The 22659-nt window shown below is 70.1% G+C and carries 21 protein-coding genes; 17 read left to right on the top strand and 4 right to left on the bottom strand.

What is annotated here, in order from left to right:
• Positions 1-7: 7 nt before the first annotated feature.
• Both NM961_RS19825 and NM961_RS19820 read right to left on the bottom strand, forming a co-directional pair.
• Positions 8-1303 (bottom strand): FAD-binding oxidoreductase, encoded by a 1296-nt coding sequence (locus NM961_RS19825; protein ID WP_255916157.1) that lies wholly within the window; start codon positions 1301-1303, stop codon positions 8-10.
• Complete coding sequence (locus NM961_RS19820) at positions 1304-2728, bottom strand: UbiA family prenyltransferase (RefSeq protein ID WP_255916156.1); 1425 nt, start codon at positions 2726-2728, stop codon at positions 1304-1306. It lies immediately after the preceding gene.
• Positions 2729-3186: 458 nt separating this feature from the next.
• On the opposite strand from NM961_RS19820, the gene NM961_RS19815 reads away from it, so the two are divergent.
• The 10 genes from NM961_RS19815 (at position 3187) to NM961_RS19770 (ending at position 15197) form a co-directional block, all read left to right on the top strand.
• Positions 3187-4515, top strand: coding sequence for a dicarboxylate/amino acid:cation symporter (locus NM961_RS19815; RefSeq protein ID WP_255916155.1), 1329 nt, complete (start codon positions 3187-3189; stop codon positions 4513-4515).
• Between the two features lie 115 nt (positions 4516-4630).
• Positions 4631-5191, top strand: a complete 561-nt coding sequence (locus NM961_RS19810; protein ID WP_255916154.1) for an ECF-type sigma factor — start codon at positions 4631-4633, stop codon at positions 5189-5191.
• A gap of 10 nt (positions 5192-5201) precedes the next feature.
• Entirely contained in the window at positions 5202-8006 is a 2805-nt protein-coding gene (locus NM961_RS19805; protein ID WP_255916153.1) for a serine/threonine-protein kinase, read from the top strand.
• A 240-nt stretch (positions 8007-8246) separates the two neighbouring features.
• Positions 8247-9101, top strand: a complete 855-nt coding sequence (locus NM961_RS19800) for a hypothetical protein (RefSeq protein WP_255916152.1) — start codon at positions 8247-8249, stop codon at positions 9099-9101.
• A gap of 268 nt (positions 9102-9369) precedes the next feature.
• A complete protein-coding gene (gene tkt, locus NM961_RS19795; protein ID WP_255916151.1) occupies positions 9370-11367 on the top strand; it encodes a transketolase in 1998 nt (665 codons plus the stop codon).
• Between the two features lies 1 nt (position 11368).
• A complete protein-coding gene (locus NM961_RS19790) occupies positions 11369-12145 on the top strand; it encodes a ferredoxin--NADP reductase (RefSeq protein ID WP_255916150.1) in 777 nt (258 codons plus the stop codon).
• Between the two features lie 86 nt (positions 12146-12231).
• Positions 12232-12600: a BlaI/MecI/CopY family transcriptional regulator gene (locus NM961_RS19785; protein WP_255916149.1), complete on the top strand. Its 369-nt coding sequence runs from the start codon at positions 12232-12234 to the stop codon at positions 12598-12600.
• Positions 12590-13837 carry a M56 family metallopeptidase gene (locus NM961_RS19780; protein WP_255916148.1) on the top strand — a complete coding sequence of 416 codons (1248 nt, stop codon included), beginning with the start codon at positions 12590-12592 and terminating at the stop codon, positions 13835-13837. Before NM961_RS19785 ends, NM961_RS19780 begins: the two co-directional genes overlap by 11 nt.
• A gap of 146 nt (positions 13838-13983) precedes the next feature.
• Positions 13984-14121: a hypothetical protein gene (locus NM961_RS19775; protein ID WP_255916147.1), complete on the top strand. Its 138-nt coding sequence runs from the start codon at positions 13984-13986 to the stop codon at positions 14119-14121.
• Between the two features lie 224 nt (positions 14122-14345).
• Positions 14346-15197, top strand: coding sequence for a hypothetical protein (locus NM961_RS19770; protein ID WP_255916146.1), 852 nt, complete (start codon positions 14346-14348; stop codon positions 15195-15197).
• Between the two features lie 53 nt (positions 15198-15250).
• Here NM961_RS19770 and NM961_RS19765 read toward each other — a convergent pair whose 3' ends face one another.
• Both NM961_RS19765 and NM961_RS19760 read right to left on the bottom strand, forming a co-directional pair.
• Positions 15251-15907 carry an HAD hydrolase-like protein gene (locus tag NM961_RS19765; RefSeq protein ID WP_255916145.1) on the bottom strand — a complete coding sequence of 219 codons (657 nt, stop codon included), beginning with the start codon at positions 15905-15907 and terminating at the stop codon, positions 15251-15253.
• A 73-nt stretch (positions 15908-15980) separates the two neighbouring features.
• Positions 15981-16325: a hypothetical protein gene (locus NM961_RS19760; protein WP_255916144.1), complete on the bottom strand. Its 345-nt coding sequence runs from the start codon at positions 16323-16325 to the stop codon at positions 15981-15983.
• Here NM961_RS19760 and NM961_RS19755 point away from each other — a divergent pair.
• The 7 genes from NM961_RS19755 (at position 16324) to NM961_RS19725 (ending at position 22639) form a co-directional block, all read left to right on the top strand.
• The gene (locus NM961_RS19755; protein ID WP_255916143.1) at positions 16324-17496 is read left to right on the top strand and encodes a phosphoglycerate kinase; all 1173 of its coding nucleotides are present in this window, start codon (positions 16324-16326) and stop codon (positions 17494-17496) included. The two genes, NM961_RS19760 and NM961_RS19755, sit on opposite strands and share 2 nt — an antisense overlap.
• 62 nt (positions 17497-17558) lie before the next feature.
• On the top strand, positions 17559-18197 hold the full coding sequence (gene plsY / locus NM961_RS19750; RefSeq protein WP_255916142.1) for a glycerol-3-phosphate 1-O-acyltransferase PlsY: 639 nt from the start codon (positions 17559-17561) through the stop codon (positions 18195-18197).
• Positions 18197-19165 carry a biotin--[acetyl-CoA-carboxylase] ligase gene (locus NM961_RS19745; RefSeq protein ID WP_255916141.1) on the top strand — a complete coding sequence of 323 codons (969 nt, stop codon included), beginning with the start codon at positions 18197-18199 and terminating at the stop codon, positions 19163-19165. The genes plsY and NM961_RS19745 overlap by 1 nt, the downstream gene beginning before the upstream one ends.
• A complete protein-coding gene (locus NM961_RS19740) occupies positions 19162-19929 on the top strand; it encodes a type III pantothenate kinase (protein WP_255916140.1) in 768 nt (255 codons plus the stop codon). The genes NM961_RS19745 and NM961_RS19740 overlap by 4 nt, the downstream gene beginning before the upstream one ends.
• Positions 19930-19938: 9 nt before the next feature.
• Positions 19939-20601, top strand: coding sequence for an SPOR domain-containing protein (locus NM961_RS19735; protein ID WP_255916139.1), 663 nt, complete (start codon positions 19939-19941; stop codon positions 20599-20601).
• 84 nt (positions 20602-20685) lie between these two features.
• A complete protein-coding gene (gene ahr, locus NM961_RS19730; protein ID WP_255916138.1) occupies positions 20686-21702 on the top strand; it encodes an NADPH-dependent aldehyde reductase Ahr in 1017 nt (338 codons plus the stop codon).
• A 202-nt stretch (positions 21703-21904) separates the two neighbouring features.
• Positions 21905-22639: a DsbC family protein gene (locus tag NM961_RS19725; protein ID WP_255916137.1), complete on the top strand. Its 735-nt coding sequence runs from the start codon at positions 21905-21907 to the stop codon at positions 22637-22639.
• The last annotated feature ends 20 nt before the right edge of the window (positions 22640-22659 follow it).

Here is a 22659-nt window from a genome sequence, read left to right as displayed (position 1 = left end):
CGTCGTCTTACTCCGTTACACGGCGCCAGAAGCCCGAGGAAAACCTCGGGTCCAGATAGGGCTCCAGCGTGTTCCAGGCCGGGAAATACTGGCGGAAGCGCTCGCCGGCCAGGCGCGCGTCCTTGGCCGGGTACACCGCGCCGCCCGCGCCGGCGACCACCTCGTCCAGTGCATCGAGCAGGGCGAAGGTGGCCTGGCCGTTGTTGGGGAAGTCCAGCGCCAGGGTGGCGCCGGGCCGCGGGAACGAGAGGATACCAGCCGACGGGCGGGTTCCGAACACCTTGAGTACGGCCAGGAAGGAACCGCTGCCGCTGGCCGCGATGCGGCGCAGCAGTTCTTCCAGGCCGGCCTGGGCCTGGGCCGGCGGCAGCACGCACTGGTACTGCAGGAAGCCGCGCGGGCCGTAGATGCGGTTCCAGTCGGCGATCGCGTCCAGCGGATAGAAATACGGCTCGTAATGGCTCAGGGCGTGACTGACACGGCCGCGCTGGCGATGGAAATACAGCGTGTTGAAGGCGCGCAGGCTCAGGCCGTTGATGAGCGACAGCGGCGGCGTCAACGGCACGCCCAGGCGGCGTCTGCCCGGCCGCGGCCCGTCGCTGGCGGCGGCGTGGTTGGCGCGGATGAAATGGCCGCGGCCCAGGGCCGCGCCGCGGGCGGCGCAGTCGATCCAGGCGACGGTGTATTCGTAGTCGCGTTCGGACGCAGCCGACAGGGCGAAGAATTCGTCCAGGTTGTCGAAGCGGTGCGTCTCGCAGCCCAGCCACGGCCCGCGCACGCGCTGCAGGCGCAGTTCGGCCCAGGTGATGACGCCGGTCAGGCCCAGGCCGGCCACGGTGGCGGCGAACCAGTCGGCGTTTTCCGTCTTGCTGCACCAGCGCCGGCTGCCGTCGCTGCGCAGCAGCTCGAAGCCGTTGACGTGTTCGCTGAAGCAGCCGGCGACGTGATGGTTCTTGCCGTGCACATCGTTGGCGATGGCGCCGCCGACGGTGACGTACTTGGTGCCCGGCGTGACCGGCAGGAACCAGCCCTGGCCGACGGCCAGATCGAGTATGTCCGCGAGCAGCACGCCGGCCTCGCAGCGCAGCACGCCGCTGGCCGGGTCGAAGGCGATGAAGCGGTCCAGCCCGCGCGTGCACAGCAGGGTGCCGCCGTCGTTGAGGCAGGAATCGCCGTAGCTGCGGCCGTTGCCGTGGGGCAGGGCGGAGCCGCTGAATGGCGGCAGCGGCGCGGCGCGGTCGCGCAGCATCAGCAGGTGCTGCTGCGCCGGCCGCGGATAGCGTCCCCAGGAGGTGCCGCTCATTCAGACCGCTCCGGCCACGACCAGGGCGCACAGCGCGATGACCACGCGGCTGACCCGGTCGACGATGGCGAACACCACCGGATCGTCATGCATGCCGCCGCGGTGCGCGATCAGCCAGACCCGGCTGATCCAGTACAGCAACAGCGGACAGAGCAGCCACAGTACTTGCGGACGCGCATACAGCACTTCGCTGGCGGTGCTGTTGATGTACAGCGCCAGCACCAGCACGCTCATGTAGCCGCTGGCGCCGCCCAGGGACTGGATCAGGGCGATGTCTTCCACCGAATAGCCGCGGCCGCTGGCGCTCATCTTGCCGCTGTCGCGCGCGGCCAGCAGCTCGGTATAGCGCTTGAGCATGGCCAGGCTGAGGAACAGGAACATGGAGAAAGCCAGCAGCCAGAACGAGAGGCCGCCGCCGATGACCACGGCGCCGCCGATGATGCGCACGGTATACAGCGCCGCCAGCACGATCACGTCCAGCATGACGATGCGCTTGAGGCGCAGCGAATAGGCCAGGGTGAGCGCGTAGTAAATCAGCAGCACGCCGGCGAAGGCCGCCGACACGTATACGGCCAGCGCCAGGCCGGCCAGGGTCAGCAGCGGCGCGGCGACGAGGCCGTGCAGCAGCGGCAGGGTGCCGGCGGCGAACGGGCGCAGGCGCTTGCGCGGATGGCGCCGGTCCGAGTCCAGGTCGAACAGGTCGTTGAGCACGTACACGCCCGAGGCGCACAGGCCGAAGGCGACGAAGGCCAGCAGGCAGTTCAGCGTCGTGCCGGCTTCCAGCACGCGGTGCGCGGCGAACAGCGGCAGGAATACCAGCAGGTTCTTCAGCCACTGGTGCAGGCGCAGCGCCTTGAGCCAGGTGCGCAGGCCGCCGCGGGCCGGCTCGAACACGCGCTCGACCTCGCAGCAGCCGGCGGCGGCCTTGGCCAGCCCGTTGTGCGCATTGACCACGATGGCCCGGCGTGCATGTTTCCAGATGTGCAGGTCGCGGTATTCGTTGCCGGCGTAGTCGAAGCCGCGCTCGCCGTAGCGTTCGCGCAGGGTTTCGCCCTTGTTGCGCCCGGCCAGGTTGCGTGCGCCGTCGCTGGCGAGCACGTCATCGAACAGGCCCAGGTGGGCGGCGACATCGCCGGCCAGGCGCGCATCGGAGGCGGTGCACAGCACGCGCGGGCGCTGCGCCTCGCCCTGCTCGCGCAGCCAGGCCAGCACGCGCTCGTCGTAGGGAAGGGTGCTGGCATCGACGTCGGCGCGCGCGGCGATCTCGCGCTTGAGGTGGGCGCGGCCGCGCAGCAGCCACAGGACGAAGTAAAAAATATACAAAGGATTGCGCCGCAGCAGGCTCAGCGCGGACTCGAACAGCAGGTCCGAGCGGATGAGCGTGCCATCGAGATCGACGCAGAGCGGAATCGGTTGAGCGGACATCCAGGGAACTCGACAGGGGCGCCGCCGCGCGGACGCAGGCGGCCTGGAGGGGGCGCAAAGTAGCCTAGCTTACACTGTGCCGTTTGCTCAGGCTGTCATCCGCCGGGCGCGGGAACCGGCCCCGGCCGGGGGCTCTGTGCCGTCTGTCGGCCAGGTTGGCCGGAATTGCGGAAATCTGCGCTGCGCCGGCCGAATTGCGAACCGGTGGACAGACGCCGCCGGCCGGGGAGTTTAGCCTCGGCGCCGCCTTTTTGCGCGGGCGCCTGGCGGTGCCGCGCGCCGCCGCGCTGCGGTTTCTAGGGAGCGTCAGGAAGGGCAGGGTGCTCTGGTCAGGATGACCGTGCGAGCCCGATGCGTCCCCCCTGTCGCATCGGGCTCGCCATTTTTCGCGGTGCGAATTGCCGGCGGCGACGGTTCTCCGGTAGGGTCGCGGCTTCGTCATTCGTCCCGGATCGCGCATGAGCCCTGCTTCCGAAACCGCCGGCGCGCCGTCCGCGCGCGGCCTCGCCCTGCATACGCGCATCCTGATCGGCTTCGTCGTCGGCGTGCTTGCCGGCGTGCTGTGCTACCGCTACGCCGGCAGCGACAGCGCCTGGCTCAACGGCGTCGTCACCTACGTCACCCAGCCGGTAGGACAGATCTTCCTGCGCCTGCTGCTGATGCTGGTGATCCCGCTGCTGTTCTCCGCCCTGGTGCTGGGCGTGGCGGAAATGGGCGACCTGCGCTCGCTGGGCCGGGTCGGCTGGAAGACGTTGCTGTACACCGTCTTCGTCTCGGCCATCGCCGTAGTCATAGGTCTGGTGCTGGTCAACCTGTTCCAGCCCGGTAACGGTATCAGCGAGACCGCGCGCGCGGCCCTGCTGGAGGAAAGCGCGGCCAAGGCCAAGAGCATCACCGCCCAGGCCGCGCCGCCCTCGGGCATAGAGATGCTGGTGCAGATCGTGCCGGACAACATCGTCCGCGCCGCCTCGGGCGGGGACATGATCGGCATCATGTTCTTCGCCCTGATGTTCGGCATCGCCATGGTGCTGACGCCGACGCCGGCGGTGGGCCGGGTCAAGGAATTCATCCAGGGCATCTACGACCTGTCCATGACCCTGATCGACCGGGTCATACGCCTGGCGCCCTACGCCGTGGCCTGCCTGCTGTTCACCCTGACCGCCAAGCTGGGCTGGCAGGTGCTGTTCCTGCTGGGCAAGTACGTGGGCGTGGTGCTGCTGGCGCTGGCCCTGCACCAGTTCGTGGTGTATTCGGCGGTGGTCAAGTTCTTCGGCGGCATGAGCCCGTTGCGCTTCTTCCGCAGCATCGAGGAAGCGATGCTGACGGCGTTCTCGACCGCCTCGTCCTCGGCCACCCTGCCGACCTCGCTCAAGGTGGCCGAGGAAAACCTGCGCCTGCCGCCGCGCATTTCGCGCTTCGTGCTGACCGTCGGTGCCACCGCCAACCAGAACGGCACAGCCCTGTTCGAGGGCGTGACCGTGCTGTTCCTGGCCCAGTTCTTCGGCGTGGAGCTGAGCATCGCCCAGCAGCTGATGGTGCTCGGCGTCTGCGTGCTCGGCGGCGTGGGCACGGCCGGCGTGCCGGCCGGCTCCATCCCGGTGATCATGATGATCCTGGCCATGGTCGGCGTGCCGCCGGAGGGCATAGGCCTGATCCTGGGCGTCAACCACCTGCTGGACATGTCGCGCACCACGCTCAACGTCACCGGCGACCTGGCCGCGGCGGTGGTCGTGTCCCGCGGCGAGGCGCACGAGACGCCGGCCGGCGAGCAGGCCGGCGGGGCCTGAACGCCACGGTCCCGTCGCCCCGCCGGGCTTCAGCTTATGGCGGACTCATGTGACCCCGGCGACAGTGACCGTGACATTACGGCACAATCGGGCTGATCCAGTTTCCGGCCCACCCATGTCCACCGAAGTCGGCGACGTAACCGAACTGCTGCTTGCCTGGAGAGGCGGGGACCGTCAGGCCCTGGAACGTCTGATGCCGCGCCTGTACGACACCCTGCGCGAGATGGCCGCGGTACGTCTGCGCCGCGAGGGTGCGCAGCAGACGCTGGAACCCACCGCCCTGGTGCACGAGGCCCTGGTACGCCTGCTCGGCGCCGACACGGACTGGCAGAACCGCGCCCATTTCCTCGCCCTGGCCGCGATGCACATGCGCTCGGTGCTGGTCGACCAGGCGCGCTCGCGCCTCTCGGCCAAGCGCGGCGGCGACATCGTCGTGGTCACCCTGAGCCATGCCGAGGCTTCCGAAGGCCAGCGCATAGAGCTGGACCTGATCGCGCTGGACCAGGCCCTGAGCCGGCTGCACGACGAGGACCAGCGCGTGGCCCGCATCGTCGAGATGAGTTATTTCGCCGGCATGGAGCGCGAGGAGATCGCCGCCGTGGTCGGCATTTCCGTGCCCACCGTGGACCGCGACCTGCGCTTCGCGCGGGCCTGGCTCAACCGCGTCCTCAGCTGAGCGCGCGCCTATGCCGACCGGCTCGCGCTTCGCCCAGCTGCGCCGGCTGTTCGAGGAAGTCTGCGACCTGCCGCCGGAGCAGCGCCGCCTGCACCTGGAAGCCAGCGGCGCCGATACCGACGTGGCGGCCGAGGTCGAGGCCCTGGTCGCGGCGGAGACCCGCGGCCTGCAGCGTGTGGTCGCGCCGGTGGCGGCGATACTGGCGCAGATGCCGGAGACCGAGCTGGACGTGGGCGACCGCGTCGGCGCCTGGCGCCTGGTGCAGAAGCTGGCCAGCGGCGGCATGGGCGCGGTCTACCGCGCCGAGCGCGCCGACGGCCATTTCGAGCAGCAGGCCGCGGTCAAGCTGCTGCGCGGCATCCCCACCGAGGATGCGCTGGCCCTGCTCGCGGCCGAGCGGCAGATCCTGGCCGGCCTGCAGCATCCGCATATCGCCCGCCTGCTCGACGGCGGCGCCACGCCCGGCGGCCAGCCCTACCTGGTCATGGAATATGTCGAGGGTGTGGCCATCGACCGCTGGTGCCAGGAGCAGGGGCTGCGGCTGAAGGCGCGCCTGCGCCTGTTCCGCAATGTGTGCCGCGCGGTGGCCTTCGCCCACCAGCGCCTGATCGTGCACTGCGACCTGAAACCCTCCAATGTGCTGGTGCGGCCGGATGGCTCGCCGGTACTGCTGGATTTCGGCATCGCCCGCGCGCTGGACCGTTCGCGCGAGCGCATCAGCGGCGCCTACTACACACCGGGCTATGCCAGCCCGGAACAGCTGGCCGGCGTGCCGGTCAGCGTCGCCAGCGACGTGTATTCGCTGGGTCTGATCCTGTTCGAGCTGGTCAGCGGGCGCAAGGCGCGCCTGGACGCCGACGACCGCACCGTGACCCAGCTGTCGCGCGCGCTGCGCCGGCCCAGCGAACTGGCCGGCGAGGACTGCCAGTGGCGCAAGGAACTGCGCGGCGACATCGATGCCATCATCCTGCGCGCCACCGCGGCCCATCCCGGCCTGCGCTACGCCTCGGCCGATGCACTGGCGGCGGACATCGAACGCCATCTGGATCTCAAGCCCGTCGACGCGCGCGCCCCCACGCTGCGCTACCGCCTGGGCCGGCTGGTGCGGCGGCGCTGGCCGCTGTTCGCCGCGGCCGCCGCCATCGTCGTCATGGGCCTGGCGTTCAGCTGGCGCCTGGTCAACGAGCGCGACCGCGCCCTGGCCGCCGAGCGCGAGGCGCGCATGCAGGCCGACACCGCGCGCCAGGTCAGCGAGTTCCTTATTTCCATTTTTGAATTTGCCAATCCGGAGAAAAATCCCAGCCGGCGCGACATCAGCGCGCGCGAGATGCTGGAGGAAAGCACCCGGCGCCTGGACGGCAGCCTCGCCGACCGCCCCGGCGTGAAGGCGCGCCTGCTCTACGTGCTGGCGCAGGCCTGGGAGCGGCTGGGCCAGCCGCGCCGTTCCATCGACCTCTACCGCGCCGGCGTGGCGCAGTGGGAGCGCGCCGGCAGCGAGCACGACGCCGCCCGCGCCGAGGGGCTGGGCGATCTGGCGGTGATGGAATCCAACAACGGCATGGACCGCGAGGCCGAGCGCAGCGCCTACGCCGCACTGGCCCTGCGCGAGGCCGCCGTGCCGCGCAACGAGCTGGACCTGGCCGATGCCTGGAACACCATGGGCGTGGTGCTGAGCGCCAACAGCCGCCAGCTGGACGAGGCCCAGCGCTATCTGGAACAGGCGGTGGAAGTGCGCAAGCGCCTGGACACCGAGAACCGCTTCTCGTCCATGAACAATCTGGCCGATGTGTTCCGCAAGCAGGGCAAGCTGGACCAGGCCCTGGCGCTGTACCGCCAGACCCTGGACGGCAAGCGCGCGTTCTACGGCAACGACGACCATCCCACCGTGCAGCTGACCATGCGCACCTATGCCGAGGCGCTGGTGGAGAAAGGCCAGGTCGAGGAAGGCCTGGCCCTGTTCCGCCGCAGCATAGAACTGCAGGCCAGGAGCGAGGGCGCCGACAGCAGCAACGTGGCCAAGTCCTACAACGAGCTGGGCTCGCTGATGCAGGACGTGGGGCGCTATGCCGACGCGGTCAGCAACTACCGCGAATCCATGCGCCTGCACGCGGCCAATGCGCAAAGCCTGCCGGCGCTGTACCTGCAGCCGCTGAACAATCTCGCCGTGGCCCTGTTCGAGACCGGCGACTACGCCGCGTCCGAACCGCTGTTCCGCGAATCCCTGCAGCGCCGCCGCGCCGTGCTGTCGGCGGACGATTTCCTGGTGCTGCGCGCCGAACACAATCTGGCCCGGCTGCTCATGCGCACCCGGCGTACCGCCGAGGCGCGCCCGCTGGCCGAGCACGCGCTGGCCGAGCGCATCAAGCGCCTGGATGCGAACCACGCCGACACCGGCCGCTCGCAGCTGCTGATGGCCGAGCTGCTGCGCCACGAAGGCCGCCTGGACGAAGCCGGCGCGGCGCTGGACGCGCTGGAAGCCTCGACAGTGAAGACCGACCGCATCGTGCTGGTGCAGCGCGCTCAGGAGCGTGCCAACCAAGCGCTGGCGCGGCAGCGCCCGGCCGATGCGGTCGCGCCGCTGCGCAAGGCGTTCGCGCTGCTGGGCGAAGGCTTCGGCAAACAGCACCCGCTGACCGCGGCCGCGGCGCTGGAACTGGCCTGGGTGCTGGCCGCCGAAGGCCAGGCGGACGAGGCGCGCGGCCTGTTCGCGGCCCACCGCGCCGCGGTGGAGCAGGTCTTCGCCGAAGCCTCGGTGCCGCGCGCACGGCTGCGCGATCTGAGCCGCCAGTTGCAGCCGGTCACCGCGGCGCGCTGAAGAAACTATCGGAATTTCAGCTTCTTGCGGCGAAGTGCAGGGCGGCGGCGGTGCGCCGATGTTCCGCTGCCGATGCGGGCCGGCCCGTCGCCGCGGCGTGCCCGCCGCGGCGGCCGGAAGCGCGGCGCCGTGCCGGTACGGCCACGTACCTTTTGTTTACTTGCCGGCCCGCGGCAACAGCGGGATAGTGGCTTTCCGCAGGCAAACGTGTTGCTGACGTCTCTTCAGGGGAGACCTGTCATGGCAGCCCATCCGGTCGATCTTGCCGGTGCAGTTCCTTCCGCGGCGGCACATGCCGCGCTCACCTTTCCCGGCTGGCGGGTACGCGGGTTCTGGCGTTGGCAGGCCTGGCGCCTGCGCAAGGCGCGTGCCCAGGAACCCAGCCACGGCGTGGCCCTGTACGACAGCGTCCATACGCTGGACCGGCTGGGCTATGTCGACGAATTCTGCCGGCTGCACCACGATCTCATGCGCCCGGTGCAGCTGCCGGATCCGGACACCCCGGCGGCCTTCGCGCGCCGGCTGGCGCGCGAACTCTGCGGACATTGCACCGCCGCGCTGCTGGCCACGCCCGAGGGCGGCGTCGGCGGCTACGCCTGGGGCCGGCTGGGCGCGCTGGACGAGACCTTGCAGCATTTCCGCCAGGTGCCGGCGCTGGCCCATCTGGGCAGCGAGGACTGGCGCGTGCTGGAACGCCGCGCCAATGCCCATGTCGGCGACGCGGCGGTGCTCGCCGTCGGCGGCATAGGCCTGGCCTCGCGCTACCGCCGCGGTTTCACCCCGCTCAAGCAGCTGCTCAAGCCCTTGCTGGACCTGGCTCAGGGCCAGGGCGTGAGCCGGGCGCTGTGGTGGGTGCCGCGCGGCAGTGCGCTGGAATCGCTGTCGCTGGGCTTCGGCGCGCGCCGCCTGTTGCAGACGCCCTATATCAGCGTCTTCCTGCTGGCCGACCTGCGCCCGCTGGCGCGCGTGTTCAGCGCCCTGCCGGCCTGCGGCATCGCCGATCTGCTGGCCCGGGTCGCGCCGGCGCGGCCGCCGCAGCGCCAGGCGCCGCGGCTCAGCGTGATCGGGGGCAAGGCCCGGCGCGCGGAGTTCTAGCCGCCGCGGCGGCGGTGAAGTCGCCGCTGCCTCGACGCAGGCCGCTGACGCGGGCGGCCTGGCCTCCACACGCCGCGGCCACAGCCGCGCGGCCCTGTCCAGGGCATAAGCGCCGCGCACCCTGCGGCAATCTGCCCGCGCCGGCGCGCCCGCAACGGGCGACTTTCCGCGGCGCTTGGGCGACAATAGCGGCCCTTTGCGGCAGCCCAGGCCCGCCCGGGCCGGTTCCAGGCTGCCGCCAGCGTCTTCATCTCCGCCGGGTCTGCCCATGTCTAGCCGTAAAGAACTCGCCAACGCCATCCGTGCGCTGTCCATGGATGCGGTCGAAGCTGCCAAGTCCGGTCATCCGGGCATGCCCATGGGCATGGCCGACATCGCCGAAGTGCTGTGGAACGACTTCCTCAGCCACAACCCCAAGAACCCGCAGTGGTTCAACCGCGACCGCTTCGTGCTGTCCAACGGCCACGGTTCCATGCTGCTGTACTCGCTGCTGCACCTGACCGGCTATGACCTGCCGATCAGTGAACTCAAGCGCTTCCGCCAGCTGCATTCGCGCACCGCCGGCCACCCCGAGCGGCACGAGACCCCAGGCGTGGAAACCACTACCGGCCCGCTTGGCCAGGGCCTGGCCAACGCCGTCGGCATGGCGCTGGCGGAGAAGGTGCTCGCGGCGCGCTTCAACCGGCCCGACTACGCCGTGGTCGACCACTACACCTACGTCTTCCTCGGCGACGGCTGCCTGATGGAAGGCATCTCGCACGAAGCCTGCTCGCTGGCCGGCACCTTCAAGCTGGGCAAGCTGATCGCGCTGTACGACGACAACAACATCTCCATCGACGGCAAGGTCGGCGGCTGGTTCACCGACGACACCGCCGCGCGCTTCGAGGCCTACGGCTGGGAAGTGATCCGCGACGTCGACGGCCACAATCCCGAGGCGATCAAGGCCGCCATCGTCTCCGCCGGCGTCGATGCCGACAAGCCGACCCTGATCTGCTGCAAGACCGTCATCGGCTACGGCGCGCCCAACAAGCAGAACACCGAAGGCGCGCACGGCGCGCCGCTGGGCAAGGACGAGATCGCGCTGACGCGCGAGAAGCTGGGCTGGAACCACGAGCCCTTCGTCATCCCCGACACCATCTACCACGCCTGGAATGCCGAAGCCCGCGGCGCCGAGCGCGAGACGCGCTGGAACGCGCTGTTCGAGCGCTACCGCAACGTGCATCCGGACCTGGCCGCCGAATTCGAGCGCCGTCTCAACAACGAACTGCCGGCCGACTGGAGCGCCCACGCCGACGCCTACATCGCCAGGCTGCAGGCCGAGGGGCCGGTGGTCGCCTCGCGCAAGGCCTCGCAGATGGCGCTGGAAGCCTTCGGTCCCAAGCTGCCGGAGCTGATCGGCGGCTCGGCCGACCTGGCCCATTCCAATTTGACCTTGTGGAAAGGTTCCAAGGATGTCAATTCCGGCGACGCCAATGCCAATTACGTGTATTTCGGCGTGCGCGAGTTCGGCATGACCGCGATCGCCAACGGCATGGCCCTGCACGGCGGCTTCATTCCCTACGACGCGACCTTCCTGGTGTTCTCCGACTACGCGCGCAACGCCGTGCGCATGTCGGCGCTGATCCCGGCCCACGCCATCCACGTCTACACCCACGATTCCATCGGCCTGGGCGAGGACGGCCCCACCCACCAGCCCATCGAGCACCTCGCCAGCCTGCGCTACATCCCCAACAACCGCGTCTGGCGTCCCTGCGACGCGGTGGAATCGGCGGTGAGCTGGAAATCGGCGATCGAACGCCGCGAAGGCCCGTCCTGCCTGGTGTTCTCGCGCCAGAACCTGCAGCACCAGCTGCGCACGGCCGAGCAGGTCGGCGACATCGCGCGCGGCGGCTATGTGCTCAGCGATCCCAACGACGCCAAGTTCCAGGCCATCCTGATCGCCACCGGCTCCGAAGTCGGCCTGGCCATGGACGCCATGCGCACCCTGGAACAGCAGGGCGTGCGCGTGCGTGTCGTGTCCATGCCCTGCACCGAGCAGTTCGATGCGCAGCCGCCGGAATACCGCGAATCCGTGCTGCCGTCCTGGTGTCGCGCGCGCGTGGCGGTGGAAGCCGCGCATCCGGATTTCTGGCGCAAGTATGTCGGCCTGGACGGCGAAGTGATCGGCATTGCCAGCTTCGGCGCCTCGGCGCCGGCGGACAAGCTGTTCGCGCATTTCGGTTTCAGCGTGGAGCGCATCGTCGATGCGGTGAAGGCGCGGATCTGAAATGGCGGCATTTGAAACGGAACACGTGCTGGCGGTACGGCACTGGAACGAGCACCTTTTCAGCTTCACCTGCACCCGCGACGCCGGCCTGCGCTTCGAGAACGGCCAGTTCCTGATGATCGGCCTGATGAACGAAGGCCGGCCGCTGGTGCGCGCCTACAGCGTGGCCAGCGCCAACTACGAGGAACACCTGGAGTTCTTCAGCATCAAGGTGCCCAACGGTCCGCTCACCTCGCGCCTGCAGCACCTGAAGGAGGGCGACGAGATCCTCATCAGCAGGAAGCCCACCGGCACCCTGCTGCTGCACGATCTCAAGCCGGCGAAGCATCTGTACCTGCTGTCCACGGGAACGGGGCTGGCCCCGTTCCTGTCCCTGGTGCGCGATCCGGAAACCTACGAGCGCTTCGACAAGGTCGTGCTGACGCACGGCGTGCGCCACGTCAACGACCTGGCCTACCGCGACTACCTCGAACACGAGTTGCCGCAGCACGAGTACCTGGGCGAACTGGTGCGCGACAAGCTGATCTACTACCCCACCGTCACGCGCGAGCCCTTCCACCACCAGGGCCGCCTGGACGAACTGCTGGCCAGCGGCAAGCTCTGCGCTGACATCGGCCTGCCGCCGCTCGATCCTGCCCACGACCGCGCCATGATCTGCGGCAGCCCGGCCATGCTGGCCTCGCTGTCGCAACTGCTCGACAGCCGCGGCTTCGTGGTGTCGCCGCGCATAGGCACGCCGGGGGATTACGTGATCGAGCGGGCGTTCGTGGAGAAATGAGCCCGGCCGCGGCCTGACTGCCGCGGCCTCTTGCGCTGCCATCGATTACATGCGTAAATGAATTATCGTTTACGCATGTAATCCCTATGCCCATCAGCGAAGCCGAAAGTGCCGTCATGCAAGTGCTGTGGGAGCGGCACCCGTTGACCGCCGAGGAAATCGCCGCCGCGCTCGGCGCGGCGCGGCAGTGGCAGGAAGCCACGGTCAAGACCTTGCTCAACCGCCTGCTCAACAAGGGCGCAATCGCCGCGGTCAAGGAAGGCCGGCGCTATCTCTACAGCCCGCTGTTGCAGCGCGAAGCCTATGTGCACGCGCAGAGCAAGGACCTGCTGGATCGCCTGTTCGACGGCCGCCTCGCGCCGCTGGTCGCGCATTTTTCCGCCCGGCAGAAACTTGGCGCCGCCGATATCGCCGAACTCAAGCGCCTGATCGCCGAGCTGCCCGATGACGAATAGTGCCTGGCTGCAGGCGCTGAGCGGCGCCAATCTCGCCGTCAGCGTGGCGGCATTGGCCGTGCTGCTGCTGCGCAGGCCGCTGCGTCGCGCCGGCGGTGCCCTGGCGGCCTACCGCGCCTGGTGGACGGTGCCGGCGGCGCTGCTCGCGGCGCTGCTGCCGCTGATGCGGCTGTCGCGGCCGTTGTCCGTCGCCGTAGTGCCGGGTGTTGCCGGCGCCGGCGATCTGCTCGCGGCTTCGGGCCGCGCGGTGGCGCTATTGCCGGCGTCGCCGCTGGGCGCGCTCTGGCTGGCCGGTGCGCTGGGCTTTCTGCTGCTGTCCGCGCTGCACCAGCGGCGTTTCCGCCGCGGACTGCGTCTGCGCCCGTGGCGCGGGCCGGTGCTGCGCGGCGAAGGCGGCCCCTGCCTGCTCGGCCTGCTGCGGCCCCGCGTGGTGTTGCCGGCGGATTTCCGCCGGCGCTACGAGGCACGCGAGCGGCGCCTGATCCTGGCCCACGAAATCGTGCATCTGCGCCGCGGCGACCTGTTCGCGAATGCGGCGGCGCTGCTGCTGCGCGGCCTGTTCTGGTTCAACCCTTTGCTGCATTTCGCCGCGACCCGCCTGCGCCAGGACCAGGAACTGGCCTGCGACGCTGCAGTCGCGGCCCGATTTCCGCAAGCGCGGCGGTGCTATGCCGGCGCGATGCTGAAAGCCCAGCTCGGCGAAGCGGCGCCCAGGCAAGGGCAAGGCGCGCTGGGCTGCGGTTGGCGTTCAGTCCATCCGCTCAAGCAGAGAATCCATATGTTGAATAATCAGTCAATTGGAAAATATCGCCGCCGTCTTGGCGCGGCGGGTGCGGCACTGCTGGCATTGCTGACGGCCGCCGTGGTCTGGGCCGCGCAGCCGCCGGCGGCGGCCGGCTTCGTCGACGCGCAGATCGTGCTGCGCGCGCCGGGCAAGGACGCGCGGCCGGTGCGCCTGGTCAACCGCTTCGGCGAGCGTTTCGCCGTAGCCAGCGACACCGGCGTACCGCGCTGGCAGGCTGAATTCGTGGCCACGCCGGTATCGGCCGACACAATACGCCTGGTCGCGACGCTGCAGCGCGACGGCCGCGCCGTCGCCCACCCGGAAATCTGGCTGCGCGACGGCGAGGCCGGCAGCCTGCGCTTCGACAGTGCGAATCCCGCCGAGGCGATCGAGCTGGAACTGCTGGTGCGGCGCAGTGACGGCCCGCCGTTGGGCAGAACGGCGGCGCCGTAGCACCAGCACCGGCGATCCGCTATTCCGCCAGCGTGGCGATGACTGCCGGGTGTTCGCCAGCAACGGCAGCCGCTTCAGCCCCGTGGTCGACCGCTGCCTGACCGAATACCCGACTTCCTCCGACGGAAGCGGCGCGCCGGGCACCGATGTTGGGGGGCAACTTCCGCCTGATAGACCTGGCCGCATTTCCGAACTCGCCGGGGCCCATCGACATAGGGCCGCAGGAAGTCTCGGTTTCCACCGGCGACGATCTGATCTTCCGCTACGGTTTCCAGCGGGAGTGATGCGGTTTTCGCGGCAATTTCCGCAGGGTTGCGATTGCCGCAAACGGGCAAACCGACGGCACGGCGTCCTGCGCTGTGCGAGGCATGCACGCCGCGGTGCGGGAAACGCTGGCGCTTTCCCCGGCGCGGTCCGGTGCATCGTCCGCAGGGGCGGCGCAGCCGGCCGCGCCAGCGGCGCGCGGCTTGGTTACAGTTACGCACCTTTTCCAGCCGAGGCCGCTGCCATGTCCCTGCGTGTCGCGTTCCTGTTTGCTTCCTGCGCCCTTGCCGGTGCCGCCCAGGCGGCCGAAGTGCCGCTGCTGTTCGATTTCGGCGATGGCTTCGAGTCGCCCGCGAGCAGCATCTACCGCCTCGGCCAGCTGCAACTGCGCGATCCGCACGTATTTGTACCGGTGCAGGTGGCCGGCAGCACGCTGTGCACCGATGCGACCGATGTGCCCAGCCTGGGCCTGAATGCGCAGATCGCGGCGAACCTGGCCGCCGACAGCAATGCCGACGGCCTGCTCGATACCAGTCCGCTGCTGCTGTTCCGGCCGCTGGACAACGGCGCCCGGCCGGGCGTGACCACCAGCACCAGCGGCAGCTGCACCGTGGCGACGCCGCGGATCTGCAGCCCCGACACCGGCCCGGCGGCGTCAGTGCGGCGGCACGCGGTGTTCGATCTCAGCGCCACGCCGGCCCAGCATTGCCTGGAACCGCTGGCCGGCACCACCAGCAGCTGGGGTTCGGGGGCGCCGGTGCCCCAGCCCGGCGGCATCTGCTACGTCAGCAGCGCGGCCGATATCGTGCTGGACGCAGGCGCGGTCGATATTCCGCTGCTGGGCACGGCCTTCGCCGCGCCGCTGCCGGCGGCCACGGGTTCCACCGGCGGCGGCCTGATGCGCGGTTTCCTGCGCGCCAGCGATGCGGCGACCATCATGGTCGACATCAACGGCAGCAGCCGCAGCCTGGCCTCGCTGCTGCCCGGCGGTGCCGGCAGCTGCAAGGCCGACGTGGCCGGCGGCGTGGACACGCGCAACGGCGAAAGCGGCTGGTGGTTCTATTTCGAATACCGCCAGGACGCGGTTTCGCTGTAACGCGCTTGCGCCGGTCCGGCGGTGCGCAACCGCGCCGCCGGACCGGGCGGGAATCAGGCTGCCCGGGCCTTGCGCGTGACCAGGCCCAGTAGCTCGCCGGGCTGTTCCGCAATGGCATCGGCGCCGGCCGCGGCGAGTTCCTCGCGGCCGCCGAAGCCCCAGGCCACGCCCAGGGCCCGCACGCCGTTGGCGCGGGCGCCTTCGATGTCGAAATGCCGGTCGCCGATCATCGCGGCGCTGTCGGCGGGACGGCGGAAATCGGCCAGGGCGCGCGCGATCATTTCGGCCTTCTCCGAATGGCGGCCTTCGCCGGTCGGCGCGTAGACGGCGTGGAAATGCCGGCCGAAGGGCAGGTGCTCGACGATGCGCAGGGCCTGCTCGCGCAGCTTGGTGGTGACGATGGCGAGCTGGCGTCCCTGCGCGGCCAGGGTTTCGATCAGCTCGGGTATGCCGGCATAGACCTCGTGCTCGCGCCAGCCCACGCTGTCGAAGCGCTCGCGGTAATGGGCCACGGCCTGCTCGACCCGTCCCGGGTCGTCGCCGATCACCTGCGGGAAGCTCTGCCGCAGCGGCGGGCCTATCCAGCGGCGCAGTTCTTCCAGCGGCGGCGCCTCGTGGCCGAGGCTGGCCAGAGCGTGGCGCAGTGAACCGACGATGCCGGCTTCGGAGTGGATCAGCGTGCCATCGAGGTCGAACAGTACGAGTTGCATGAGCGGGCCGGGCAGCGGAAAGCAGTGCGCATAGTGGCGCCCGGCCGGGCTTTCAAGCGGCGGCGGCTTAGACTTATGGCGGCTGGAAACTGCCGCGCAGGCGTGCATCCGCCGCGCCCGCGGCGCGCAGCGCGGCCGTAGCACGGCCCCGGCCGTGGCCGGATGGCATCGCCGCCCCCGAAGGCGGCGGCCGCACCTCCTGCAGACCTTGCGCCGGCGGCGGCGCCGCGGCCGGCGGCCCGTTCCCGCCGGCGTTTGCGTCCGGGTGGCCGGCGGCAATTTGCAAAGCGCGCCCCGCGCCGCTGTAATTCATGGTTTTTCCGGTGCGCCGCGCCGGTCCGCGGCGCCATCGGCGCGCGCCGGGCCGGTTGCCGCGGCTGCGGCCCGCGTATTCCCCTCCAGCCTCAAGGAAGCCCATGTCCATCCTCCGCATGACCGACCTCGACCTGCGCGGCAAGCGCGTGCTGATCCGCGAAGACCTCAACGTGCCGATCAAGGACGGCCGCATCACGGCGACCCAGCGCCTGGACGCTGCGCTGCCGACCATCCGCCTGGCGCGCGAGGCCGGTGCGGCGGTGATGGTGATGTCGCATCTGGGCCGGCCGACCGAAGGCCAGTTCAGCCAGGCCGATTCGCTGGCCCCGGTCGCCGCCTGGCTGAGCCAGGCCCTGGGTACCGAGGTGAAGCTGCTGCGCGACTACCTCGGCGGCGTCGACGTGGGCGCGGGCGAAGTCGTGCTGCTGGAGAACTGCCGCATGAACGTGGGCGAGGGCAAGGATTCGGCCGAACTCAGCGCCAAATACGCGGCGCTCTGCGACGTGTTCGTGATGGACGCCTTCGGCACCGCCCACCGCGCCCAGGCCTCGACTCACGGCGTGATCCGCGCGGCCAAGGTCGCCTGCGGCGGCCCGCTGCTGATGGCCGAGCTGGACGCGCTGGCCAAGGCGCTGGAAAACCCGCAGCGGCCGCTGCTGGCCATCGTCGCCGGCTCCAAGGTCTCGACCAAGCTGGAGCTGCTGCAGACCCTCACCGGCAAGGTGGACCAGCTCATCGTCGGCGGCGGCATCGCCAACACCTTCATCGCCGCGGCCGGCCATGCCGTGGGCAAGTCGCTGGTGGAGAACGACCTGCTCGACACCGCGCGCCAGATCATCGCCGCGGCCAAGGCGCGCGGCGCGGAAGTGCCGATTCCCAGCGATGTCGTGGTCGCCCCGGCCTTCGCCGCGGACGCTCCGGCGACGGTCAAGCCGGTGGATGCGGTGACGGCCGAGGACATGATCCTCGACATAGGCCCGCAGACCGCCGCGGCCTACGCGGCGCTGATCGCCAAGGCCGGCAGCGTGGTGTGGAACGGCCCGGTCGGCGTGTTCGAGTTCGACGCCTTCGGCCGCGGCACCCAGGTGCTGGCTCAGGCCATCGCCGATTCGTCGGCGTTCTCCATCGCCGGCGGCGGCGACACCCTGGCCGCGGTGGAAAAGTACGGCGTGGAAGACCGCATCAGCTATATCTCCACCGGCGGCGGCGCCTTCCTGGAATTCCTCGAAGGCAAGGAACTGCCGGCGGTCGCGGCGCTGAAAGCGCGCGCCTGAGCGCAGACAGTGCGGGAACGCCGGCGTAGGCTGGCGTTTCCTCGAACGGGACGCGGGCTCCGATGCTGGTCTTGATCCTCAAGGTGGTGGTGGCGTATCTGCTGGGATCGGTCTCCGGCAGCCTGCTGCTGGGCCGCCGGGCCGGTTTCGATATCCGCGAAGCCGGCAGCGGCAACGCCGGCGGCACCAATGCGCTGCGCACGCGCGGCTGGCGTTTCGCCCTGGGCGTGGTGCTGATCGATGTGAGCAAGGGCGCGCTGGCGGTGTGGCTGGCGCTGCTGGTCCCGACGCTGGAATCCTCGCCCGGCCGCTACGTCGAAGCCCTGGCCTGCGGTTTCGCCGCGGCGATAGGCCATGTGCTGCCGCTGTACTACGGCTTCCGCGGCGGCAAGGGCGCGGCCACGGTGGTCGGCACCTTCCTGGTGCTGTGCCCGCTGGGCCTGCCGCCGGTACTGCTGCTGTGGCTGGGCGTGCTGGGCTGGACCGGCTATGTCGGCCTGGCCACCGTGGTTGCGGCGCTGTCGCTGGCGCCGGTCGTGGCCTGGATCGCGCCCGGCATCACGGATCTGCGCACTTATGCATTGGCCTGCACCGTGCTGCTGGTGCTCACCCACAGCGGCAATCTGTGGCGGCTGTGCCGCGGCACCGAGCACCGCTTCGAGCGCGCGCGCGTGCTCGCCCGCGCCTTCGGCCGGCGCTGATGCAGGCCCGCGACCTGGTCGCCGCGCTGGCCGAAGGCGCGGTCTGCTCGGGCAGCGAGCTGGCGCAGCGCTTCGGCGTCACCCGCGCGGCCGTGTGGAAGCGCCTGGACGAACTGCGCGCCGCCGGCCTGCCCATCGAAGCCGTCGCCGGCCGCGGCTACCGCTTGGCCCAGCCGCTGCAATTGCTCGACGCGGCGGCCATACGTGCGGCCCTCGCGCCGCCGCTGCGCGAGCGCCTGGGCGGGATCGACGTGCATTGGGAGATTGATTCCACCAGCAGCGAACTGCTGCGCAGCGCGGCCGCGCGCGGCGATCTCGCCGTCTGCCTGGCCGAGCAGCAGAGCGCCGGCCGCGGCCGCCGCGGCCGGGTGTGGCGTTCGCCGCCTTTGTGCAATGTGTATTTGTCCCTGCTCAGGCGCTTCGCCCAGGGCATGGGCAGCCTGGCCGGGCTGAGCCTGGCCGTGGGCGTGGGCGTGGCGCGCGCACTGGAGCGCTGCGGCGCCCGGGGTCTCGGCCTGAAATGGCCGAACGACGTGCTTGCGCCCACGGGCAAGCTGGCCGGCATCCTGGTCGAGCTGGGCGGCGAATTCCTCGGTCCCTGCCATGCGGTGATCGGCATAGGCGTGAATCTGTACCTGCCCGACGCGGTGCGCGCGGAGATAGACCAGCCGGTGGCCGACCTGGCCTCGGTCTGCGCCGCGCTGCCGCCGCGCAATGCGGTGGTCGCGGCGCTGCTGGACGAACTGGTCGCCGTGCTGGACCTGTTCGAGCGCGAAGGCTTTGCCGCGCTGCGCGCCGACTTCGAGCAGCGCGATCTGCTGCGCGATGCCGCGCTTACCCTCAGCGACGGGCGCGGCCAGTGCCAGGGCACAGGGGCAGGGGTCGATGCGCGCGGCGCCCTGCTGCTGCGCGAGGGCGCTACCATCCGCAGCTTCGACAGCGCGGAAGTGACGGTGCGCAAGGCATGAACCTGCTGGTGGATCTGGGCAATACGCGGCTGAAATGGGCGCTGCAGCAGGGCGCCGCCCTGCATCCCGGCGTTCCCGTGGATCATTCGCGTCCGCTGCTGCGCGAGCTGGAGCAGGCCTGGGTCGAGGCGCCGCCGGTGCAGCGCGTGCTGGTTTCCTCGGTGGGCAGGCCGCGCCTGGAGGCCGAACTGGTCCAGGCCGTGCGTGCGCGTTTCGGCGTGCAGCCCGAATTCATCGCCACCAAGGCCGCAGCCTGCGGTGTGCGCGTGGCCTATGCGCGGCCGGAAAAGCTCGGCGTCGACCGCTTTGTCGCGCTGATTGCGCTGCATGCGCAGCGGCGCGGCGCGGTGGTGCTGGCCAGCGTGGGCACGGCGCTGGTGCTGGACGCACTGGCCGCCGACGGGCGCCATCTGGGCGGCCTGATCGCACCCAGCCCGGCGCTGATGCAGCAGGCCCTGCTCGGCGCCACGGCGCGGGTCAGCGCCTCGGACGCTGCGCGCATCGTCGAGCTGGCCGACGACACCGAGGATGCCGTGCGTTCCGGTTGCTGGCTCGCCGCTGCGGCCCTGGTCGAACGCTTCCACGCACAGGTGCGCGCGCGCCTGGACGGCGCAGTCGGGCTGGTATTGGCCGGCGGCGCGGCGGCCGAACTGGCGCCGCTGCTGCCGTGTCCGGTGCGGCTGGAGCCCGACCTGGTACTGCGCGGCCTGGCCTGTCTGGCCGGCGGCGAACCGGTAGAATCCCCCGACTCCCGCCACGCCTGACGCCTACGGATGTTCCTGCGCGTATTGTTCATGCTGCTGCTGGCGATGAATGTCGGTGTCGCGAGCTGGCTGTATTTCGCGCCCCGCAGCGTCGAGACCGAACTGGCGGCGACCGACCCGGGCATCGCCCGGCTGGAACTGCTGGCCGAACGCGAGCGCCCGGGCGAAGCCGCCAGCGCCGAGCTGGCCGAGGCGCCGGCGGAAAGCAACGTGCCCGAGCAGTGCCGCAGCATAGGCCCGTTCGCCACCCAGGCCGACATGCGTGCGGCCATGAACAAGCTCACCACCCGCGTGCGCCGCATCCAGTACCGCGAGGCGCGCACCACCCAGCCGCGGGGCTATTGGGTATTCATTCCGGCCATGGCCTCGCGCGAGCAGGCCCTGGGCGTGGCGCGGCAGCTGTCCGCCCGCGGCGTGCGCGACTATTACGTAGTCACCGCCGGCGACCAGCAGAACACCATCTCGCTGGGCCTGTTCCGCGAACAGGCCAACGCCGAGCGCCGCCGCACCGAGATCGCCGGCCTGGGCTTCGCGCCGCAGATGCTGCAGCGTACCGAGGACCTGCCGGTGTACTGGGTCGATTTCGCCGAGGATCCGCAGCGGCCGGTGAACTGGCGCGAGCAGCTGCCGGATCTGATCGACCTGAAGGAGCAGCCGGTGGCGTGTTTCTGAGGGGCGGGACTGGGGATTCTGGGTTCGGGATGAATGGCGTCTGTGGTGGTTCGGCAGACTCGTGTTTCGCAGCGGAGAAAAGCCATGAGCACTACCGTAAAAGCCTGGGCCGCCCACGCGCCCAAAGCCGCGCTGGAACCGTTCGAGTACGAGGCCGGGCCGCTGGGCGCGGATGAGGTCGAGATCGCGGTGGAATACTGCGGCATCTGCCATTCCGATCTCTCCATGATCGACAACGACTGGGGCCGCACGCGCTATCCGCTGGTGCCGGGGCACGAAGTGGTGGGTCGCATCGTCGCCCTGGGCGCGGCGGTGAAGGGCAGGGAAGTGGGGCAGCGGGTGGGGCTGGGCTGGTTCTCGGCCAGCTGCCTGCACTGCGGTTCGTGCATGGGTGGCGATCATCACCTCTGCGCCAACGGCGAGGAAACCCTGATCGGCCGCCACGGCGGTTTCGCCGAGCGCGTGCGCGCGCACTGGGCCTGGGCCATTCCGCTGCCGCCGCTGCTGGATGCGGCCTCTTCCGGCCCGCTGTTCTGCGGCGGCATCACCGTGTTCAACCCCATCGTCATCGCCGGCGTGCGGCCGGTGGACCGGGTCGGCGTGGTCGGTATCGGCGGACTAGGCCATATGGCCCTGGCCTTCCTGCGCCACTGGGGCTGCGAGGTCACCGCGTTCACCTCCAGCGAATCCAAGCGCGAAGAGGCCCTGGGCCTGGGCGCGCACCGGGTGGTGTCCAGCCGCGACCGCGCGGCGCTGAAGCAGCTGGCCGGGCAGTTCGATTTCATCCTGGTCACGGCCAACGTGACGTTGGAATGGAACCTGTTCCTCGCCGCGCTGGCGCCCAAGGGCCGGCTGCATTTCGTCGGCGGCGTGCTGGAGCCGATTCCGCTGGCCGCGTTCAGCCTGATCGGCGGGCAGAAGACCGTCGGCGGCTCGCCCCTGGGCAGCCCGGCGACCACCGCGGCCATGCTGGATTTCTGCGCCCGCCACGCCATCGCACCCCAGGTCGAGGAATTCCCCCTGAGCCGGGTGAACGAGGCGCTGGAACATCTGCGTGCCGGCAAGGCGCGCTACCGGGTGGTGCTCAAGGCCGGCGCCTGAGCCGTTGCGGCGCCAAAATCCGTGCACTAACGGACGGTTCCGGCCGTACCGTAGCGCGACCCAGGTCGCGGTTCGCGCCCTTGCGGCGCGGCCGAACGCTTGGCACTCTTGCGCGCCCCTGCGCAACCTGTCCGGCGGCTGAACTTTCGCCGCCGGCCGCTGTCAGGACTTGGCCACCGCCTTTCACCCGAGGATGTTCGCGATGTTGAAGAAGCTCACTCTGGCCCTCGCCCTCGCGGCGGCGACCTTCACCGCCACGGCTGCCGACGAGACCAAGGTCGTCACCGACGCCATCCTCTCGCTGGTGCCCCAGGCCAAGATCGATTCGGTCACCAAGTCCAGCCTGCCGGGCTTCTATGAAGTCGTCACCGGCGGCCAGGTGGTCTATGTCAGCGCCGACGGCAAGTACCTGCTGCAGGGCAGCCTGTTCGACATGAGCACCAAGAAGGACCTGACCGAAGCGCGCCTCGGCGGCATCCGCAAGGAACTGGTCGACCAGGTGCCCAAGTCCAAGCGCCTGGTGTTCGCGCCCAAGGATCCGAAGTACACGGTGACCGTGTTCACCGACATCGACTGCGGCTACTGCCGCAAGCTGCACCAGGACATCGCCAAGTACAACGAGCAGGGCATTGCGGTGGAATACCTGTGGTTCCCGCGTTCGGGCCCGGGTACGCCCTCGTTCGACAAGGCCGTCTCGGTGTGGTGTGCGACCGACCGCAACAAGGCCTTCACCGAAGCCAAGGCCGGCACCGATCCCAAGAGCGCGACCTGCGAGAACCCCATCGCCGAGGAATTCGAGCTGGGCCGCCGCGTCGGCATCAACGGCACGCCGACCGTGATCGCGCCGGACGGCACCCAGATCGGCGGCTACCTGGCTCCGGAAGCCATGCGCCAGCGTCTGGACAGCCTGGCGTCGACCAAGGTTTCCGCCAAGTAAATCCGGCACTTGCCTGAAAA

The organism is Tahibacter harae (genome assembly GCF_024437735.1).
In the GTDB taxonomy this organism is placed as follows: domain Bacteria; phylum Pseudomonadota; class Gammaproteobacteria; order Xanthomonadales; family Rhodanobacteraceae; genus Tahibacter; species Tahibacter harae.
This window is presented reverse-complemented; position numbering and strand designations above follow the sequence as displayed.

Coding starts and splice junctions, on each gene's coding strand:
- NM961_RS19825 (WP_255916157.1), bottom strand. CDS start 1,303: ATGAGCGGCACCTCCTGGGGACGCTATCCGCGGCCGGCGCAGCAGCAC.
- NM961_RS19820 (WP_255916156.1), bottom strand. CDS start 2,728: ATGTCCGCTCAACCGATTCCGCTCTGCGTCGATCTCGATGGCACGCTC.
- NM961_RS19815 (WP_255916155.1), top strand. CDS start 3,187: ATGAGCCCTGCTTCCGAAACCGCCGGCGCGCCGTCCGCGCGCGGCCTC.
- NM961_RS19810 (WP_255916154.1), top strand. CDS start 4,631: ATGTCCACCGAAGTCGGCGACGTAACCGAACTGCTGCTTGCCTGGAGA.
- NM961_RS19805 (WP_255916153.1), top strand. CDS start 5,202: ATGCCGACCGGCTCGCGCTTCGCCCAGCTGCGCCGGCTGTTCGAGGAA.
- NM961_RS19800 (WP_255916152.1), top strand. CDS start 8,247: ATGGCAGCCCATCCGGTCGATCTTGCCGGTGCAGTTCCTTCCGCGGCG.
- tkt (WP_255916151.1), top strand. CDS start 9,370: ATGTCTAGCCGTAAAGAACTCGCCAACGCCATCCGTGCGCTGTCCATG.
- NM961_RS19790 (WP_255916150.1), top strand. CDS start 11,369: ATGGCGGCATTTGAAACGGAACACGTGCTGGCGGTACGGCACTGGAAC.
- NM961_RS19785 (WP_255916149.1), top strand. CDS start 12,232: ATGCCCATCAGCGAAGCCGAAAGTGCCGTCATGCAAGTGCTGTGGGAG.
- NM961_RS19780 (WP_255916148.1), top strand. CDS start 12,590: ATGACGAATAGTGCCTGGCTGCAGGCGCTGAGCGGCGCCAATCTCGCC.
- NM961_RS19775 (WP_255916147.1), top strand. CDS start 13,984: ATGTTGGGGGGCAACTTCCGCCTGATAGACCTGGCCGCATTTCCGAAC.
- NM961_RS19770 (WP_255916146.1), top strand. CDS start 14,346: ATGTCCCTGCGTGTCGCGTTCCTGTTTGCTTCCTGCGCCCTTGCCGGT.
- NM961_RS19765 (WP_255916145.1), bottom strand. CDS start 15,907: ATGCAACTCGTACTGTTCGACCTCGATGGCACGCTGATCCACTCCGAA.
- NM961_RS19755 (WP_255916143.1), top strand. CDS start 16,324: ATGTCCATCCTCCGCATGACCGACCTCGACCTGCGCGGCAAGCGCGTG.
- NM961_RS19760 (WP_255916144.1), bottom strand. CDS start 16,325: ATGGGCTTCCTTGAGGCTGGAGGGGAATACGCGGGCCGCAGCCGCGGC.
- plsY (WP_255916142.1), top strand. CDS start 17,559: ATGCTGGTCTTGATCCTCAAGGTGGTGGTGGCGTATCTGCTGGGATCG.
- NM961_RS19745 (WP_255916141.1), top strand. CDS start 18,197: ATGCAGGCCCGCGACCTGGTCGCCGCGCTGGCCGAAGGCGCGGTCTGC.
- NM961_RS19740 (WP_255916140.1), top strand. CDS start 19,162: ATGAACCTGCTGGTGGATCTGGGCAATACGCGGCTGAAATGGGCGCTG.
- NM961_RS19735 (WP_255916139.1), top strand. CDS start 19,939: ATGTTCCTGCGCGTATTGTTCATGCTGCTGCTGGCGATGAATGTCGGT.
- ahr (WP_255916138.1), top strand. CDS start 20,686: ATGAGCACTACCGTAAAAGCCTGGGCCGCCCACGCGCCCAAAGCCGCG.
- NM961_RS19725 (WP_255916137.1), top strand. CDS start 21,905: ATGTTGAAGAAGCTCACTCTGGCCCTCGCCCTCGCGGCGGCGACCTTC.